16 protein-coding genes and 1 pseudogene are annotated in these 17,482 nt (G+C 65.3%); 12 read left to right on the plus strand and 5 right to left on the minus strand.

Annotated elements, in window-relative coordinates; translation table 11 throughout:
- Window positions 1–90: 90 nt before the first annotated feature.
- Window positions 91–2,010: a choice-of-anchor I family protein gene (locus J8G26_RS03285; protein ID WP_210567907.1), complete on the minus strand. Its 1,920-nt coding sequence runs from the start codon at window positions 2,008–2,010 to the stop codon at window positions 91–93.
- 48 nt (window positions 2,011–2,058) lie between these two features.
- A complete protein-coding gene (locus J8G26_RS03290) occupies window positions 2,059–2,268 on the minus strand; it encodes a hypothetical protein (protein ID WP_143218318.1) in 210 nt (69 codons plus the stop codon).
- On the opposite strand from J8G26_RS03290, the gene glyQ reads away from it, so the two are divergent.
- From glyQ to J8G26_RS03325, 8 genes and pseudogenes are all read left to right on the plus strand, one after another.
- Window positions 2,267–3,187, plus strand: coding sequence for a glycine--tRNA ligase subunit alpha (gene glyQ, locus J8G26_RS03295; RefSeq protein ID WP_210567908.1), 921 nt, complete (start codon window positions 2,267–2,269; stop codon window positions 3,185–3,187). The two genes, J8G26_RS03290 and glyQ, sit on opposite strands and share 2 nt — an antisense overlap.
- A gap of 20 nt (window positions 3,188–3,207) precedes the next feature.
- The gene (glyS, locus tag J8G26_RS03300) at window positions 3,208–5,349 is read left to right on the plus strand and encodes a glycine--tRNA ligase subunit beta (RefSeq protein ID WP_210567909.1); all 2,142 of its coding nucleotides are present in this window, start codon (window positions 3,208–3,210) and stop codon (window positions 5,347–5,349) included.
- A 42-nt stretch (window positions 5,350–5,391) separates the two neighbouring features.
- Window positions 5,392–6,009 (plus strand): D-glycero-beta-D-manno-heptose 1,7-bisphosphate 7-phosphatase, encoded by a 618-nt coding sequence (gmhB, locus tag J8G26_RS03305; RefSeq protein WP_210567910.1) that lies wholly within the window; start codon window positions 5,392–5,394, stop codon window positions 6,007–6,009.
- Between the two features lie 67 nt (window positions 6,010–6,076).
- Window positions 6,077–6,823, plus strand: a complete 747-nt coding sequence (locus J8G26_RS03310; protein WP_210567911.1) for a lysophospholipid acyltransferase family protein — start codon at window positions 6,077–6,079, stop codon at window positions 6,821–6,823.
- Between the two features lie 10 nt (window positions 6,824–6,833).
- Window positions 6,834–7,820: a SprT family zinc-dependent metalloprotease gene (locus J8G26_RS03315; RefSeq protein WP_210568038.1), complete on the plus strand. Its 987-nt coding sequence runs from the start codon at window positions 6,834–6,836 to the stop codon at window positions 7,818–7,820.
- An 85-nt stretch (window positions 7,821–7,905) separates the two neighbouring features.
- Window positions 7,906–8,619 (plus strand): annotated as a pseudogene (locus J8G26_RS19285) (MBL fold metallo-hydrolase); the annotation flags it as partial.
- Window positions 8,617–9,027: a rhodanese-like domain-containing protein gene (locus J8G26_RS19290; RefSeq protein ID WP_349238302.1), complete on the plus strand. Its 411-nt coding sequence runs from the start codon at window positions 8,617–8,619 to the stop codon at window positions 9,025–9,027. The pseudogene J8G26_RS19285 and the gene J8G26_RS19290, both read left to right, overlap by 3 nt.
- A gap of 110 nt (window positions 9,028–9,137) precedes the next feature.
- Window positions 9,138–9,902: a type III pantothenate kinase gene (locus J8G26_RS03325; protein WP_210567913.1), complete on the plus strand. Its 765-nt coding sequence runs from the start codon at window positions 9,138–9,140 to the stop codon at window positions 9,900–9,902.
- Between the two features lie 33 nt (window positions 9,903–9,935).
- Here the strand turns inward: J8G26_RS03325 and J8G26_RS03330 are convergent, their stop codons facing one another.
- From J8G26_RS03330 to J8G26_RS03340, 3 genes are all read right to left on the minus strand, one after another.
- A complete protein-coding gene (locus J8G26_RS03330; protein ID WP_210567914.1) occupies window positions 9,936–10,718 on the minus strand; it encodes a hypothetical protein in 783 nt (260 codons plus the stop codon).
- Window positions 10,719–10,757: 39 nt separating this feature from the next.
- Window positions 10,758–11,420: a TetR/AcrR family transcriptional regulator gene (locus tag J8G26_RS03335; protein WP_210567915.1), complete on the minus strand. Its 663-nt coding sequence runs from the start codon at window positions 11,418–11,420 to the stop codon at window positions 10,758–10,760.
- A 277-nt stretch (window positions 11,421–11,697) separates the two neighbouring features.
- Window positions 11,698–12,288: a phasin family protein gene (locus tag J8G26_RS03340; protein ID WP_210567916.1), complete on the minus strand. Its 591-nt coding sequence runs from the start codon at window positions 12,286–12,288 to the stop codon at window positions 11,698–11,700.
- A 224-nt stretch (window positions 12,289–12,512) separates the two neighbouring features.
- On the opposite strand from J8G26_RS03340, the gene J8G26_RS03345 reads away from it, so the two are divergent.
- The 4 genes from J8G26_RS03345 (at window position 12,513) to rfbA (ending at window position 17,480) form a co-directional block, all read left to right on the plus strand.
- Window positions 12,513–14,498, plus strand: a complete 1,986-nt coding sequence (locus tag J8G26_RS03345) for an SDR family oxidoreductase (protein ID WP_210567917.1) — start codon at window positions 12,513–12,515, stop codon at window positions 14,496–14,498.
- A gap of 111 nt (window positions 14,499–14,609) precedes the next feature.
- Complete coding sequence (gene rfbB, locus J8G26_RS03350) at window positions 14,610–15,698, plus strand: dTDP-glucose 4,6-dehydratase (RefSeq protein ID WP_210567918.1); 1,089 nt, start codon at window positions 14,610–14,612, stop codon at window positions 15,696–15,698.
- A complete protein-coding gene (gene rfbD / locus J8G26_RS03355; RefSeq protein WP_210567919.1) occupies window positions 15,695–16,585 on the plus strand; it encodes a dTDP-4-dehydrorhamnose reductase in 891 nt (296 codons plus the stop codon). The genes rfbB and rfbD overlap by 4 nt, the downstream gene beginning before the upstream one ends.
- A gap of 10 nt (window positions 16,586–16,595) precedes the next feature.
- Window positions 16,596–17,480, plus strand: coding sequence for a glucose-1-phosphate thymidylyltransferase RfbA (gene rfbA / locus J8G26_RS03360; RefSeq protein ID WP_210567920.1), 885 nt, complete (start codon window positions 16,596–16,598; stop codon window positions 17,478–17,480).
- The last annotated feature ends 2 nt before the right edge of the window (window positions 17,481–17,482 follow it).

The raw sequence follows: 17,482 nt of genomic DNA on the forward strand, positions 1-17,482 counted from the left end.
ACCGTGGCGCGGGTCGCTTCCCCAACCTGGCTCCTGCCCCGCCAGAAGACCACCAGTGATCTGCTGACGGGGCTTTTGCTCAATGCTCGGTCAATAGCCCAGGTTGAGCTGAATCACCGCGGTGCTGCCGCTCACCTCGTTGCCCACCAGCAGCAAGGGCTTGCCGTTGGGCGACTGCTTGGCGGGGATGAACGCCAGGCCTTCAGGGCCCAGGTCGCCCACCTTGGACAGATCGGGCGGCGTCTTGTCGCTGAAGCTCGCGGTCCAGTCTTCACGGGTGTTGATGTAGTCCACGCGCTGGGGGGCCTTGGGGTCGGTGATGTCGAACACCAGCACGCCGCCCATGCGCTCCAGGCCCACAAAGGCGAAGGTCTTGTTGCCGATGGTGCCAACGGTCAGGCCTTCGGGCTCGGGTCCTTTGGCGGAGCTGCGGGCGTCCAGCGTAGCGGTCTCGTCGTGGCCGGTGTTGAAGTAGGTTTTGCAGGCGATGTCGCGCTTGGAGCCCAGCTTGCATTCATCGCTGGCCAGGAACTGCTCAATGGCAGCACCCGAATCCCACACCTGGGCGCCCTTGTCGTTCCAGATGGAGATGGAGCGCCCGCCGTAGGCGTACAGCTTGTCGTACATCAGGCGGTTGCCGGCGGCGTCGGCCACGCCCTTGGCGTTGTACCACTTGGGGCTGCCGTCGGCGTTGGTCTGGTAGCCCTGGGTCCAGGTGACCTTCAGGCGGCCGAGCTGGTCGTCATCGCGGCAGGTCTTGGGGTCGCCCGCGATGGCGCCGCACCAGCCGAAGTTGTCGGGGTTGAGCAGCGCGCCGCCGTCGCCCTTGGCCAGAGCGATCAGGTGGGCGGGCAGGTCGTCGTCGGCACGGCGCAGGAAGCCGCTCTTATGCACCAGGTTCTTGACGCGCCATTCCTCCACAAAGCCCTTGGTCACGTCGCCCTGGCCCCCGGCACCGTTGCCAAAGTAGGCGGGCGTGTTCTCGCCCCAGGCGCGCGCGTCGCCCTCGTTGGCCGTCACCAGGTAGGTCTGGCCGTCGGTTGCCTTGTAGGCAGAGATGGCGTCGGGCATGTACATGCCCAGCACGTTGGGGGCTACGGCGATGTTGATGACGGGGTTCTTGCCGTCGCTGTCGGCAACGTCCAGTGCATTGGCGGCCAAGCTGTGGTCCTTGTAGCCCAGCGCCACGATGTCGGTGACCGTGGCCTTGGCGATGTCCACGATGGCCATCGCATTGTTTTCCTGCAGCGTGACCCAGGCGGTTTTGCCGTCGGCTGCCACAGCGATGTATTCAGGCTCCAGGTCTTGCGCGACGGTGGCCTTGCCGGTGTTGTTGGCGTTGGGGCCAAACAGGCGCACGCCCTTGGCCAGCAGCTCGGCAGCGCGGCTGTTGAAAGCCTTGAAGTCGGCGGTGCTCACCTTGGGGCTGGCAGGGTTGCTCACGTCCACGATGCTGATCGAGCCCTCGGGGTCCACCTGGTAGTCGTCGCTGGGTTCGGCTTCGTTGGCCACCAGCACGGTCTTGCCGTCGGGCGTGAAGGTCAGCATATCGGGCAGTGCGCCCACGGTGGCCGAGCCCAGCAGCTTCAGGTCAGACGCCTGGTAGATCGCGATGCTGCCGAGGGCGGTTTTGGGCTTGGCCTGGATGGCGATGGCCACCAGGCCATCTTTCACGGCCACGCTGTTGACCTCGCCATTTGCGAGCACCTTGGTGCCGTCAACTTCGTCCACTTTCTTGGGGTTCTTGGGGTCGCTCAGGTCCAGCACGTCGAGCTTGCCCGACTGGGCGTTGACCACGAAGGCGCGCTTGGAGGCTGCGTCGAAGGCGGGGATTTCCGCTGCGCTCTTGAGGAACGTGCCGGAGGAATACCCGCCGATTTTCTCCAGCTTGAGGGTGCTGGGCGTGGGCTCGAAATCGTCATCGCCGCCGCCGCAGGCGGACAGGGCTGCTGCAGCCACCAGGGAGAGACAGAAAAGATTCCGGCGGGAGGAGGTGAAGAATGAAGTCATGCGCAAGAGTTGGTGGTGATACACAAAAGGACAAACCGGCATTGAATGTCACGACTGTGACGAATTGGTGAAGGTGCAGGGCGTGAAAGGGTCTAGCAGCCCTTCGCATCCGCGTCTTTGCGCGTCGGCACAGGCGGCCGGGCGTTTCTTGCCCGCATCCGCACGGGCGGCGCCGTAAAATCGACGTTTGGGCAGCGCTGACTGCCCCTCTTTTTCATCGGCGCAGGCCCGGCCTGCGGCAAGCCAGAATCGATTCATGCTGACCTTCCAACAAATCATCTTGAAGCTGCAGTCCTACTGGGACGCCCAGGGCTGCGCGCTGTTGCAACCCTATGACATGGAAGTGGGCGCCGGTACATCGCACACTGCTACGTTTTTAAGAGCGATTGGCCCCGAGCCCTGGAAGGCCGCCTACGTGCAGCCCAGCCGCCGCCCCAAGGACGGCCGCTACGGCGAGAACCCCAACCGCCTGCAGCACTACTACCAGTTCCAGGTGGTGCTCAAGCCCGCGCCAGCCAACATCCTGGAGCTGTACCTGGGCTCGCTCGAAGCCCTGGGCTTCGATCTCAAAAAAAACGACATCCGCTTTGTCGAAGACGACTGGGAAAACCCCACGCTCGGCGCCTGGGGCCTGGGCTGGGAGGTCTGGCTCAACGGCATGGAGGTGACGCAGTTCACCTATTTCCAGCAAGTGGGCGGCATCGACTGCAAGCCCGCCACGGGTGAAATCACCTACGGCCTGGAGCGCCTGGCCATGTACCTGCAAGGCGTGGACAACGTCTATAACCTGACCTGGACCGAAGGCGCCGACGGCTCCCGGCTGAGCTACGGCGACGTGTACAAGCAAAACGAGGTCGAGCAGTCCACCTACAACTTCGAGCACAGCGACGCCGACTTTTTGTTCACCGCCTTCAACGCGCACGAAAAGCAGGCCAAGTACCTCATGGAGCAGCAACTGGCCTTGCCCGCCTATGAGCAGGTGCTCAAGGCCGCGCACAGCTTCAACCTGCTGGACGCGCGCGGCGCCATCAGCGTGACCGAGCGCGCCGCCTACATCGGCCGCATCCGCAACCTGGCCCGCGCCGTGGCGCAAAGCTACTACGAAAGCCGCGAGCGCCTGGGGTTCCCCATGGCGCCGCGTGAGTGGGTCGAACAGATGGTCAAAAAGGCAGCGTGAACGAGCGAAAGAACAAGAACATGACGACCCAAAACCTCCTCGTTGAACTGTTTGTCGAAGAACTGCCCCCCAAGGCGCTGCAAAAGCTGGGCGATGCGTTTGCCTCCGTGCTGGGCGACCAGCTCAAGGCCCAGGGCCTGGCGACGGCCGCCTCGGTGATCACGCCCTTTGCCTCGCCCCGCCGCCTGGCCGCGCACGTAACCGCCGTGGCCGACAAGGCCGCCGACAAGGCCGTGCAGCAAAAGCTGATGCCGGTGACCGTGGGCCTGGACGCCAGCGGCAACGCCACGCCCGCGCTGCTGAAAAAGCTGCAGGCGCTGGGGGCCGATGTGTCCAACCCCGCAGCCGCCGTGGCCGCGCTCAAGCGCGCACAGGATGGCAAGGCCGAAGCGCTGTTCTACGACAGCGTGGTGCCCGGCGCCACGCTGGCGGGTGGCCTGCAAAAGGCGCTGGATGAAGCCATCGCCAAGCTGCCCATCCCCAAGGTCATGAGCTACCAGCTCGAAACCGACTGCGAGCTACCTGGCTGGAGCAGCGTGAACTTTGTGCGCCCCGCGCACGGCCTGGTGGCGCTGCATGGCGCTGCCGTGGTGCCCGTCAAGGCGCTGGGCCTGACGGCCGGCAACAGCACGCAAGGACACCGCTTTGAAGCCGCCGTGTCGCCCGTGGTGCTGGCCGACGCCGACAGCTACGCCGCCACGCTGCGCAAAGACGGCGCCGTGATCGCATCGTTTGCCGAGCGCAAGGCCGAGATCGCGCGCCAGCTGGCCGCCGCTGCCGCCCAGGTGGGCAACGGCGCCCGCCCTATCGAAGACGAAGCCCTGCTGGACGAAGTCACCGCGCTGGTCGAACGCCCCAATGTGCTCATCTGCCAGTTTGAGGAGCAGTTTCTGGGCGTGCCGCAGGAATGCCTCATCCTCACGATGAAGGCCAACCAGAAATACTTCCCGCTGCTCGACGCCGCGGGCAAGCTGACCAACCAGTTCCTGGTGGTCAGCAACATCAGCCCCGAAGACACCAGCTTTGTGACCGGTGGCAACGAGCGCGTGGTGCGCCCGCGCCTGGCCGATGCCAAGTTCTTCTTCGACCAGGACCGCAAGAAGACCCTGGCCTCGCGCGTCGAGGGCCTGGGCAAGGTGGTCTATCACAACAAGCTGGGCACGCAGGGCGAGCGCGTGGAGCGCGTGCGCGCGATTGCGAACGCCATCGCCACCCAGTTGGGTGACGCGCAACTGGTGGCCGATGCCGACCTGGCCGCGCTGCTGGCCAAGACCGATCTCGTGACCGACATGGTGGGCGAGTTCCCCGAGCTGCAGGGCACCATGGGCGGCTACTACGCCCTGAACGACGGCCTGGGCGAGACCGTGGCGCACGCCATCGAAGACCATTACAAGCCCCGTTTTGCGGGCGATGCGCTGCCGCGCAACACCGCCGGTGTGGTGGTGGCGCTGGCCGACAAACTGGAAACCCTGGTCGGCATGTTCGGCATTGGCAACCTGCCCACGGGCGACCGCGACCCGTTTGCGCTGCGCCGCCACGCGCTGGGTGTGATCCGCATGCTGGTCGAAAAAGACCTGTCGCTGGATTTGAACGCGCTGCTGGCCGGTGCTGTGCCCGCCTTTGGCGACAAGATCACCGACGCATCGGCTGCGCTGGCCGATTTCATCTACGACCGTCTCGCTGGCAGCCTGCGCGAGCAGGGCTACAGCGCCCAAGAGGTGGACGCCGTGCTGGCCCTGCGCCCGCAACGCCTGGCCCTGGTCGAAAAGCAACTGGCCGCAGTGCGCGCCTTTGCCGCCTTGCCCGAAAGCCCGGCGCTGGCAGCAGCCAACAAGCGCGTCGGCAACATCCTCAAGAAGGCCGAGGTCGAAGGGCCGGTGGATGCCCATGTCAACCCGGTGCTGCTGCAAGAGCAGGCCGAGCAAGACCTGTTTGCCGCCCTGCAGCGCTTTGTGCCCGAGGCCAATGCCCAGTTCGACGCGGGCGACTACACCGCCAGCCTGCAGACCCTGGCCGTGCTGCGCGCGCCGGTGGATGCGTTTTTTGACGACGTGATGGTCAACGCCGAGCAGCTGGACCTGCGCCTGAACCGCCAGGGCCTGCTCAAGACGCTGCACGAAGCCATGAACCGCGTGGCCGACTTGTCCCGTCTGGCGGTCTGAGAGGCTGGTAGGCTGGTGGTTCTCACAAGGCAAACCCCTTCTATGAAACTCGCCATTTTCGACCGCGACGGCACCCTCAACCTGCTGGGCGATGACTTCATCACCTCGCCCGAGGAGTGGAGCGCCCAGCCGGGCGCGCTGGAGGCCGTGGCCCGGCTCAACCATGCGGGCTGGCATGTGGTGGTGGCCACCAACCAGCCGGGGCTGGGGCGGGGGTTGTTCGATGTGGTCTCGCTCAATGCCATCCACGCCAAGATGCTGCGGCAGGTGGCGGCGGCGGGCGGGCGCATCGACGCCGTGTTCTATTGCCCGCACGCGCCCGATGAGGCCTGCCATTGCCGCAAACCCGCGCCCGGCCTGCTCGAGCAAATCTGCGACCGCTATGGCGTGGAGCCCTTCGATGTGCAGGTGGTGGGCAGTTGCGCCGAGCACCTGCAGGCCGGCGCGGCGCTGGGTGCGCAAGTGCATCTGGTGTGCACGGGCCGGTCGGAGCACCTGCAGCCGGGGCAGATATTGCCCATCGAATTCCCCGCCGCCACGCGGGTGCATGCCAGCCTGGCGGCGTTTGTCGAGCAGCTGCTGCCCCCGGCGCCAGCGCCGCAACCCACGCCCGCGCCGGAAACTGCTGCAGTGTCTGGCACGCCACCCCTGGCGTACTGATACTACTTATTTGATAGCTGCTGGCGCTTTGCCAGTAAGCGCCAGAGACTAAAAACACGCAAAAAATATGGCCTTGATCCGTTCCATCGTCCACATGCTCTGGATGGGCATCACCGTGGTGCCCTACACGCTGGCCATCCTGCTGGTGCGGCTTTTTGGCGCCAGCAGCCGCACGCGTTACCGCATCGCGCGGGCCTGGCTCAAGCTCAGTGTCGATGCCGCCCGCGTCATCATGGGCATCCGCCCGCGCATCACCGGCATGGAGCATCTGCCCACGCAGGAAAACCAGGGCGTGGTGTTGCTGGTCAAGCACCAGTCCACCTACGAGACCTTCCTCATGCCGGCCATCATGCCGCGCCCGCTGGCCTATGTGTTCAAGCGGGAGCTGCTGCGCGTGCCCTTTTTCGGCTGGTCGATTGGCAGCCTGGACATGATCCACATCGACCGCGGCCAGGGCGCGCGCGCCTTCGTCAAGGTGGTGCAGCAGGGCCGGGCGCTGCTGGCGCGCGGCACCTGGGTCATCATGTTCCCCGAGGGCACGCGCATCGAGCGCGGGCAGGCGGGCCAATACAAGAGCGGCGGCACGCGGCTGGCCATTGATACCGGGGTGCCCGTGGTGCCGGTGGCCGTCACCTCGGCCCGGGTCTGGCCGCGCAAGGCCTTCATCAAGCGCCCCGGGGTGGTGGATGTGTCGATCGGCCAGCCCATCCCCAGCGTGGGCCGCAAGCCCGACGAACTGATGCAGGAGGTCGAGGCCTGGATCGAAGCCGAAATGCGCCGCCTGGACCCCGAGGCGTATTCCTCTCGCCCGTGAGGGCGCCATGATGCAGCGGCTGGTGCAACTGGCGCTCGACCTGTTCGACCCGCCCGGGCCGCAGGATCGCGCCGCTGGCGCCTCGCCCACGGTGGCAGGGTCGCCGGCCGAGAAAATCAAGCCAAAACTGCCTGTAGCGCTTGTGGATAAAGCGCAAGCAGCTCCTGAAACAGGAGCAAACAACGCGCCCCCCACTGCTGCACCGGCACCGGCCTTGGCGTCGCTGCTGTCCCCTGCCGAGTTCCGCCATCCCCAGGCCAACCGCGAGGTGCTGCTGGGCGATGCCGTGGTGGCCTATGCGCTGCAGCGCGTGCGCCGGCGCAGCATTGGCTTCACGGTGGGGGCCGATGGCCTGGCCGTGCGGGCGCCCAGCTGGGTCACGCTCTCGGCCGTGGAGGCGGCGCTGCGCGAAAAATCGGGCTGGATCCTGCGCAAGCTCGATGAAGCCCGCGCGCGCCAGCAGCGCAGCGAGGGCGGCCGCATTGCCTGGGCCCACGGCGCGCAACTGCCCTACCTGGGCGAGCCGCTCACCGTGGTGCTGGACCCCACCCACGGTTTCACCGGCCAGGGCGGTGCCTTGGTCTCCGCCAGTGAAGGCGCCACGGGTGCCAGCCTGCGCATCGGCCTGCCCCACAGCGCCAGCCCGGCGCAAATCCGCGATGCCGTGCAGGCCTGGCTGATGCGCGATGCGCTCCGCCACTTCACCGCCCGGCTCGACCATTTCGCGCCGCTGCTCGGTGTGCGCTGGACCCGCCTGCGCCTGTCCAGCGCCCAGACCCGCTGGGGCAGCGCCAAGGCCGACGGCTCCATCCGCCTGAACTGGCGCCTGCTGCACTACCGCCCGGCCATCATCGACTATGTGGTGGCGCACGAGCTGGCGCACCTGCGCGTGATGGACCACAGCCCGCGTTTTTGGGGCACCGTGGCCACGGTGGTGCCCGACTACCCGGTGCTGCGCCACGCCCTGCGCGAGCAACCGGCCCCGCTGTGGGAATGAGCGTGCCGATGCGTTGCCCAGCGTTTGAAGGCAAGGGCAGTGCGCGGCACAATGGCCGCACCGTCCGCCCGGATCTATCACCTGGATGCCCACCATGATTCCCCTGCAGCTGTTCGACCCCGCTTCCAGCACCTACACCTACATCCTGCACGACCCCGCCACGCGCGATGCGCTGATCATCGACCCGGTGGACGAGCAGCTGGAGCGCGACCTGGCCGTGCTGCAGTCGCACCAGCTCACGCTGCGCTGGGCCGTGGAGACCCACGCGCACGCCGACCACATCACCAGCGCGGGCCGCCTGGCCGAGCACACCGGGGCGCGCACGGCGGTGCCCGCGGGCTGCGGCATTGGCACGGCGGCGGTGCAGTTGCAAGACGGTGAAACGCTGGCCTTTGGCGGCGAAACCCTGCGCGCCCTGCACACCCCCGGACACACGGCGGGCAGCATGTCGTTCCTGTGGCGCGACCATGTCTTTACCGGCGACACCTTGCTCATCAACGGCTGCGGCCGCACGGATTTCCAGTCGGGCAGCGCGGCCGACCTGTACCGCAGCATCACCGGCGTGCTGTTTGCCTTGCCCGAGGGCACCACCGTCTGGCCCGGCCACGATTACAACGGGCGCAGCCATTCCACCATCGGTGCCGAAAAGGCCGGTAACGCCCGCGTGGCCGGCCGCAGCCAGGAAGAGTTTGTGGCGCTGATGGAGTCGCTGCAGCTGCCGCGCCCGCGCCGCATCGACGAGGCGGTGCCGGCCAACCTGCACTCGGGCCTGCGGCACGACGCCGATGGCGCCAGCCTGCAGGCGCCGCGCGCGGCCGAGGGCTATGCGGGCGATGTGCCGGCGCAGCTGGCCTGGCGATGGGTGCAAGACGGCCAGGCCGTGCTGATCGACGTGCGCAGCGATGCCGAGCGCGAATGGGTGGGGCAGGTGCCCGGCGCCATTGCCGTGGCCTGGAAGCAATGGCCCGGCATGGCGATGAATGCCGATTTCGACGCCCAGCTGCGCGCCGCCGTGCCCGAAGGCGGCCGCGCCGTGCTGCTGTGCCGCAGCGGTGTGCGCTCGATTGCCGCCGCGCGCCGCGCCACCGAGCTGGGCATCACCGCCTACAACATCCTCGAAGGCTTCGAGGGCGACCCCGACAGCCATGCGCAGCGCGGCAAAAAAGGCGGCTGGCGCCGGCAGGGGTTGCCGTGGCGGCAGGGGTGAACGCCGCGCTGTGATTGGCGAGGCCCCTGCGCCGCTTCGGCTGGGGGGCTTGTCACGCGCCTTTGCGGCATGCGAACGGGCCCGCGTGAAAACTCGGGATAATCCGCCGCATGACATTTCTGGCCATCGACGTCGGCAACACGCGTCTCAAATGGGCGTTGTACGACGCTCACCGCCCGGGCGCAGCCTTGCTGGCGCATGGCGCCGAATTTCTGGACAACATCGACCGCCTGGCCGAAGGCTCCTGGGCCAACCTGCCGGTGCCATCCAGAATGCTGGGTTGCGTGGTGGCGGGCGATGCCGTCAAGCGCCGCGTGCAAGACCAGATGGAACTGTGGGATGTGCCGGCGCAGTGGGTGGTGTCGTCGGCACAAGAGGCGGGTGTGGTCAACGGCTACGACCACCCCTCGCGCCTCGGATCGGACCGCTGGGTGGCCATGATCGGCGCCCGCCACCATGTGCTGGCAAAAGGCCCTGCGCGCCCGATCGTGGTGGTGATGGTGGGCACGGCGGTCACCGTGGAATGCCTGGATGCGGACGGGCGGTTTCTGGGCGGGCTGATCCTGCCGGGCCACGGCATCATGCTGCGCGCCCTGGAGGCCGGCACCGCCGGCCTGCATGTGCCCACGGGCGAGGTGCGCCTTTTTCCCACCAACACCAGCGATGCCCTGACCAGTGGCGGCACCTATGCGATTGCCGGTGCGGTCGAGCGCATGGTGCAGCATGTGATGGCCCACTGCGGCACCGAGCCTGCCTGTGTCATGACCGGTGGCGCCGGCTGGAAGATGGCGCCCAGCATGACGCGCCCGTTCGAGCTGCTGGACAACCTCATTTTTGACGGCCTGCTGGAGATCGCCGCGCGGCGTTTCGGCTGAACCGGGGCGCTGGCTTGCGCTGGCGCAGCGAGCTCAGCCTTCCTGCAGTTCAATGCGCGCCATCTCCACGTCGAGGTGCTCTCGCGCATCCAGCGGCTCGCAGGCCGCCGCCTTTTCATACAGCTGCGTGGCCTCCTGCATCTTTGCGTCGCCTTCCAGCATCACCAGTGCATTGGCGTATTCGATCATGCCAATGGCCGAGCCTGGGTGGATGCGCAGGGCTTCCTGAAACAGCTGCAGGCCCAGTTCTTTCTTGGCGCCATAGGTCATCCCGCCAATCAGCGCGCCCACCTTGTCGATCACCTCGGCGTGGAACGTGCCCAGCGCGATGCGGGCATCGGCATGCCGGGGTGACAGGGCCATTGTTTTTTCCAGCGCATTCCTGATCTTGTCGCCCAGCCCCAGCCCCTGCGCCAGCGCCTTGGCCACGCTGATGCCCTGGCTGTAGCGGCCCAGGGCATAGGCATGCCAGTACCAGGCGTTGGCGTTCTCGGGCTCTTGTGCGGCCTGGGCTGCGGCGCGCTCGGCCACCTGCAGGAACAGGTCCAGGCGCGTCTTTTCCTTGGGCTCCAGGTAGTTGGCGTAAATCGCGGTGGCCTTGTTGGCCGCCGTGATGCCGGCGCCGCCTGCGCTCAGGCCCGCCGCCGCGGCTTGCTCGAACTCGCCGTTGTGAAACAGTGCCCAGGCTTGCAGCACGGCGGCATCCGGGGGGCAGGGCTCGGCATCGCCGCTGTGCAGCCGGCTCCATTGCTGCGTGACGCTGGCTGCATTCCACCGGTAGTCACCAGCATGCGGGAAAGGGGACCATTGGGCCATGGTGTGTCTCCTGGGTTTGGGTTGCGTGGGCCGTGCTGGTCAAGCGGTGGCCGGTGTGTCGGCACCCACGATCTGCCGCAGATGCACGCGCTGTGCGTCTTCAAGGTAAGGCATCAGCAAGTGCAGCACATGGTGCGCACCCCGCTGCAGTGCCGCCGGGGCGCTCTCGGGTTCCAGTGCGTGGCGCGGGTCCTGCACGTATTCGAAGCTGAGCCAGTAGGTCAGCACCACCACCATGCTGGTGGCGGTGGCCTCCTGATCGCCGGCGTCCATGCACAAGGCGCCTGCGCGGCCCATGCCATCCAGCATGGCCCGCACCGCGCGGGTCTTGCTTTTCAGGATGGTCTGGAAATGCGTTTCCAGTCGGCGGTTCTTGGACAGCAGGTCATTGAGGTCCCGGTACAAAAAACGGTACTGCCAGATGATCTCAAACAGCGTGTGCATGAAGAACCAGGCGTCTTCCACGTTGCGCACGTTGTCGCTGGCGCCCAGCAATTCGTTCAGCGCGGTTTCATAACGGTCAAACAGCGCATTGATGAGCTCGTCCTTGGCAGGGTAGTGGTAGTAAAGGTTGCCGGGGCTGATGCGCAGCTCAGCCGAGATGAGCGTGGTGGAAACGTTGGGTTCGCCAAACCGGTTGAACAGGTCCAGGGACACTTCCAGGATGCGTTCGGCAGTGCGGCGCGGCGCTTTCTTCACCATGTGTGCGGGCCCCTTCGCGTCGTTGTGTGTCGTTGTTTCGATGTCTCTGGTGGCTACTCTAACCCACGCAGAAATGCTGCAGTGCGACATGAGGCAGGGCGCGGGCCTTCAGCGATTCGCGCCAGATCGTCCCTTGCCTCGCTGCTTACATGGCTGCTTGTATCGCAGCCCGTAGGCTTTCGCAAAACAAAAAAAGGCCGACACGCTGTGGGCGTGTCGGCCTTTGGGCATGGTGCCATGTAATGCGGGCGGGGCCCGAACGGCTACCGGTGCGCGATCAGCTGGCCGAAGGGGCGCTGGTGCCCGTGGCTGCTGCACGGGTTGCGGGCTTCTTGGCGGCAGCCTTCTTGGCCGGTGCGGCCTTGACGGCGGGCTTGGCTGCGGCCTTGCGAGGCGTGGCTACCTTGGCAGCTGCCTTCTTGGCGGGGGCTTTGGCAGCAGGCTTGGCTGTAGCTTTTACCGGGGCCGACTTGCCCTTGGACAAGGCGTCCACGCGGGCGCTCAGTGCTTCCAGGTCGCGTGCAGAAGGAACGCCCAGCTTGGACAAGGCCTTCGCCACGCGGTCTTCAAAGATGTTCTCCAGCTTGTCCCACTGACCTTGGGCCTTGGAGCCAATGTCGCTGGCCATGGTGGTCACGCGGCTGGTGGCTTCGGTGATCTTTTCTTCGGCCACGGCCTGGGTCTTGCGCTGGATGGTCAGGCCTTCCTTGACCAGGGCTTCAAACACCTTGCCGCCTTCTTCCTGGGCTTTGGAGAAGGCGCCCAAGCCAGCCAGCCAGATTTGCTGTGCGGAGTCTTTGACGGTGCTGGACAGTTGGGCGTTGCTCTTTTTCTTGTCGGCGCTGAGTTTCTGCAGTTTCTTGACCATGGGGCCTCCGGTATGCGGGTTGGTTGGGTTTGCCAGGGCGGGCCGCCTCTGACGCATGGCCGCACTTTACGCCGCGATGCGCTGCGGGTGTAGGCGCGCGCTCCTAAAACCGTAGAGCGTCGCACCTAGCCGAAGCAGGCACTTGCCTCATGCTGCGCGGGTTTGTGCTGAATCGGTGCGGCGATGCCTTGCGCAAGAATCAAGAAATCTCAGAGGAGTTTTCCATGCAGTATTTCGTGACGGGAGCAACGGGGTTCATTGGCAAGCGGCTGGTCAAGAAGCTGCTGGAGCGCAAGGGGGCCACCGTGCACTTCCTCATCCGCAGGGAAAGTGCGGACAAGGTGGCCGATCTTCGCCGCTTCTGGGGGGTGAGTGCGGCCCGGGCATTGCCGGTGTTCGGCGACCTCACAGCAAAGAAACTGGGCGTTGCAGGCGAAGACGTCAAAAAGCTCAAAGGGCAGATCGACCATTTCTTTCATCTGGCTGCGGTGTATGACCTGGGTGCCGACGAAGAGACACAGGCCGCCGTGAACATCGAGGGCACGCGCAACACGGTGGATCTGGCCAAAGCCATCGACGCGGGGCATTTTCACCATGTCTCGTCCATCGCCGCTGCCGGCCTGTACGAAGGCGTGTTCCGCGAAGACATGTTCGAGGAGGCCGAAGGCCTGGACCACCCGTACTTCCAGACCAAGCACGAGAGCGAGAAAATTGTGCGCAAGGACTGCAAGGTGCCCTGGACGGTGTACCGCCCCGCCATGGTGGTGGGCGACAGCACCACGGGCGAGATGGACAAGATCGACGGGCCTTACTACTTCTTCAAACTCATCCAGCGCCTGCGCCAGTTGCTGCCGCCCTGGATGCCCACCGTGGGCCTGGAAGGCGGGCGCGTGAACATTGTGCCGGTGGACTTTGTGGTGAACGCGCTCAACGTCATCAGCCACCAGCAGTCCATCACCAAGAAGTGCTTCCATCTGGTGGACCCGGTCGGCTACCGCGTGGGCGATGTTCTCGATATCTTCAGCCGCGCCGCGCATGCGCCGCGCATGAACCTGTTCATCAACGCCGCGCTGCTGGGCTTTATCCCCAAGAGCGTGAAGAAAAGCCTGATGGCCATGGCACCGGTGCGCCGCGTGCGCAATGCCATCATGAAGGATCTGGGCCTGCCCGAGGACATGCTCACCTTCGTGAACTACCCCACGCGCTTTGACTGCCGCGAGACCCTGGCGGCGCTCAAGGGTTCGGGTGTGATTTGCCCCAACCTCAAGGACTATGCCTGGCGACTGTGGGACTACTGGGAGCGCAACCTCGACCCCGAACTGTTCATCGACCGCAGTCTCAAGGGCACGGTGGCGGGCAAGGTGGTGCTGGTCACGGGGGGCTCCTCAGGCATTGGCTTGGCGGCCGCACACAAGTTCGCCGAGGCGGGTGCCACCACTGTCATCTGTGGGCGCGACCAGGCCAAGCTCGACGAGGCATGCGCCGAGGCCCGGACCAAGGGCTACGAGTTCATCGCTTATGCCGCGGACATCGCCGACATGGTGGACTGCGACCGCTTCGTGCAATTGCTCATCGACAACCACGGCGGTGTGGACTTTCTGATCAACAACGCGGGTCGCTCGATCCGCCGCGCCATCGAGTCGAGCTATGACCGCTTCCACGACTACGAGCGCACCATGCAGCTCAACTACTTTGGCTGCCTGCGCGTGACCATGGGCTTTTTGCCCGGCATGGTGGCCAAGCGCAAGGGGCATGTGGTCAATATCAGCTCCATTGGTGTGCTGACCAATGCGCCGCGCTTTTCAGCCTATGTGGCCAGCAAGGCGGCGCTCGATGCCTGGACACGCTGTGCATCGAGCGAGTTCGCTGACCAGGGCATTACCTTCAGTACCATCAACATGCCGCTGGTGCGCACACCCATGATCGCGCCCACCAAGATCTACAACAACGTGCCGACCCTGGCGCCCGAGGAGGCGGCAGACATGATTGCGCAGGCCTGTATCTTCAAGCCCGTGCGCATCGCTACGCGGCTAGGCATTACCGGGCAGGTGTTGCATGCGCTGGTGCCGCGCGTGGCGCAGATCGCCATGAACACCAGCTTTCGCATGTTTCCGGATTCCACTGCCGCCAAGGGCAGCAAGGACGCCAAGCCGCAGCTGTCGGCCGAGGCGGTGGCGCTGCAGCAGATGATGCGCGGCATTCATTTCTGATGGCCTTTCAATCCGCCCCGGCAGGCCCGTGTTGAACTCTGTTACCGGGTAACCGGGCAGGGTGGGATAATCGCGGGTTCTGCCGAGCAGGCATTTCACACAGCCCACCCTATGATTCTGGTTACTGGCGGCGCGGGTTTCATCGGCGCCAACTTCGTTCTTGACTGGTTTGCTGCCTCCAGCGAGCCTGTCGTCAACCTCGACAAGCTCACCTACGCGGGCAATCTGCACAACCTGGACGGGGTCCAGGGCGATGCACGCCACATCTTCGTGCAGGGCGATATCGGCGACACCACCCTGGTGGCCCACCTACTGGCCGAGCACAAGCCGCGCGCCGTGGTGAACTTTGCGGCCGAATCGCATGTGGACCGCTCCATCCACGGGCCGGAAGACTTCATCCAGACCAATATCGTGGGTTCGTTCCGCCTGCTTGAAGCCGTGCGAGCCTACTGGAGCGCGCTGCCCGAAGCCGAGCGGGACGCCTTCCGCTTTCTGCACGTCTCCACCGACGAGGTGTATGGATCGCTGGCACCCACTGACCCGGCCTTTGCGGAGACGCGCGGTTTCGAGCCCAACAGCCCCTACAGCGCCAGCAAAGCGGCCAGCGACCACTTGGTGCGAGCTTGGCACCACACCTACGGCCTGCCGGTGCTCACCACCAACTGCAGTAACAACTACGGGCCTTACCACTTCCCCGAAAAGCTCATCCCGCTGATGATCGTCAACGCCCTGGCTGGCAAGAACCTGCCGGTCTACGGCGACGGCATGCAGGTGCGCGACTGGCTCTATGTGAAGGACCATTGCAGCGCCATCCGCCGCGTGCTGGAAGCCGGTGCCCCCGGTGAGACCTACAACGTGGGCGGCTGGAACGAAATGCCCAACATCGATATCGTGAACCGGGTGTGTGCGCTGCTCGACGAACTGCGCCCGCGCGCGGACGGGCAAAGCTACGCCGGCCAGATCACCTACATCCAGGACCGCCCGGGCCACGACCGCCGCTACGCCATCGACGCGCGCAAGATCGAGCGCGAACTGGGCTGGAAGCCCGCCGAAACCTTTGAGACCGGCATCCGCAAGACGGTGCAGTGGTACCTGGACAATCCCCAGTGGGTGGCCCATGTGCAGACCGGTGCTTACCGCGACTGGGTGCAGACCCAGTATGCGCAAGAGCCCGCCGCCGTTGCGGACGCCAGCGCATGAACATCCTGCTTCTGGGCAAAAACGGCCAGGTCGGCTGGGAGCTGCAGCGCAGCCTGTCGGTGCTGGGCACCGTCACCGCGCTGGACTTCGACAGCACGGAGTATTGCGGTGACTTTTCCAATCCTGCGGGCGTAGCCGACACCGTGCGCGCCCTGCGCCCTGATGTGATCGTCAATGCCGCAGCCCACACGGCCGTGGACAAGGCGGAGAGCGAGGCCGATGTCGCGCGCACCCTGAACGCCACCACTCCGGGCACCATCGCCCAGGAGGCTGCCAAGCTGGGCGCCTGGCTGGTGCACTACAGCACCGACTACGTGTTCGATGGCAGCGGCAGCCGCCCCTGGGTCGAAACCGACACGCCCGCTCCCTTGAGCGTGTACGGCCGCACCAAGCTCGAAGGGGAACAACTCATTGCGCAGTCGGGTGCAAAGCACCTGATCCTGCGCACCAGCTGGGTCTATGCCGCACGTGGCGGCAATTTCGCCAAGACCATGCTGCGCCTGGCGCAGGAGCGCGAGCGCCTCACCGTCATCGACGACCAGTGGGGCGCACCCACCGGCGCAGACCTGCTGGCCGATGTCACGGCCCACGCCATCCGCCACCTGCATCAGCGCCCCAACGATGGCGGCCTTTTCCACTGCGTGGCTGGGGGGGAAACCAACTGGAATTTGTATGCAAAAGAGGTTCTAGCCCTTGCTGTGCAAGCGCAACCAGCTATCAAAATCAAAGCAAAAGAGGTAGCGCCCGTGCCCACCAGTGCCTTCCCCACACCGGCCACACGACCCCACAACTCGCGCCTGAACACGGCCAAACTGCAATCCACCTTTGGCCTGACCTTGCCGCACTGGCAAGCCGGCGTGGCGCGCATGCTCACCGAAATCCTCTGAAGCACACACCATGACTGCACGCAAAGGCATCATCCTCGCCGGAGGCTCCGGCACCCGCCTGCACCCGGCCACGCTGGCCATCAGCAAACAACTGCTGCCGGTGTACGACAAACCCATGATCTATTACCCGCTCAGCACCCTCATGCTGGCGGGCATCCGCGACATCCTGGTCATCAGCACGCCCCAGGACACGCCGCGTTTCGAGCAGCTGCTGGGCGACGGCAGCCAGTGGGGCATCCACCTGCAATATGCGGTGCAGCCCAGCCCGGACGGCCTGGCGCAGGCCTTCATCATCGGCGAGTCGTTCGTGGGGGATTCACCCAGCGCGCTGGTGCTGGGTGACAACATCTTTTATGGCCACGATTTCCACGAACTGCTGGGCAATGCCTCCCAGCGCACCGAGGGCGCCAGTGTCTTTGCCTACCATGTGCACGACCCCGAGCGCTACGGCGTGGCTGAGTTCGATGCCAGCGGCAAAGTGCTGAGTCTGGAAGAAAAACCTGCTGTGCCTAAAAGCAACTACGCCGTCACCGGCCTGTATTTCTACGACCACCAGGTCGTGGAGCTGGCCAAAAGCCTCAAGCCCTCAGCGCGCGGCGAACTCGAAATCACCGACCTCAACCGCCTGTACCTGGAGCAGGGCCAGCTCAGTGTCGAAATCATGGGGCGGGGTTACGCTTGGCTGGATACGGGCACACATGAAAGCCTCTTGGAAGCAGGCCAATTCATTGCCACCATTGAAAAGCGGCAGGGGCTTAAAATCGCCTGTCCCGAAGAAATTGCCTATCGCCTGGGCTGGATCAATGCGGCACAAGTGGAGCAATTGGCCGCACCATTGATTAAAAACGGCTACGGCCAATATTTGTTGGCCATGTTGAAAGACCGTGTTTTTTGAAT

The organism is Acidovorax sp. JG5 (genome assembly GCF_017939685.1).
Lineage (GTDB): Bacteria > Pseudomonadota > Gammaproteobacteria > Burkholderiales > Burkholderiaceae_C > Acidovorax.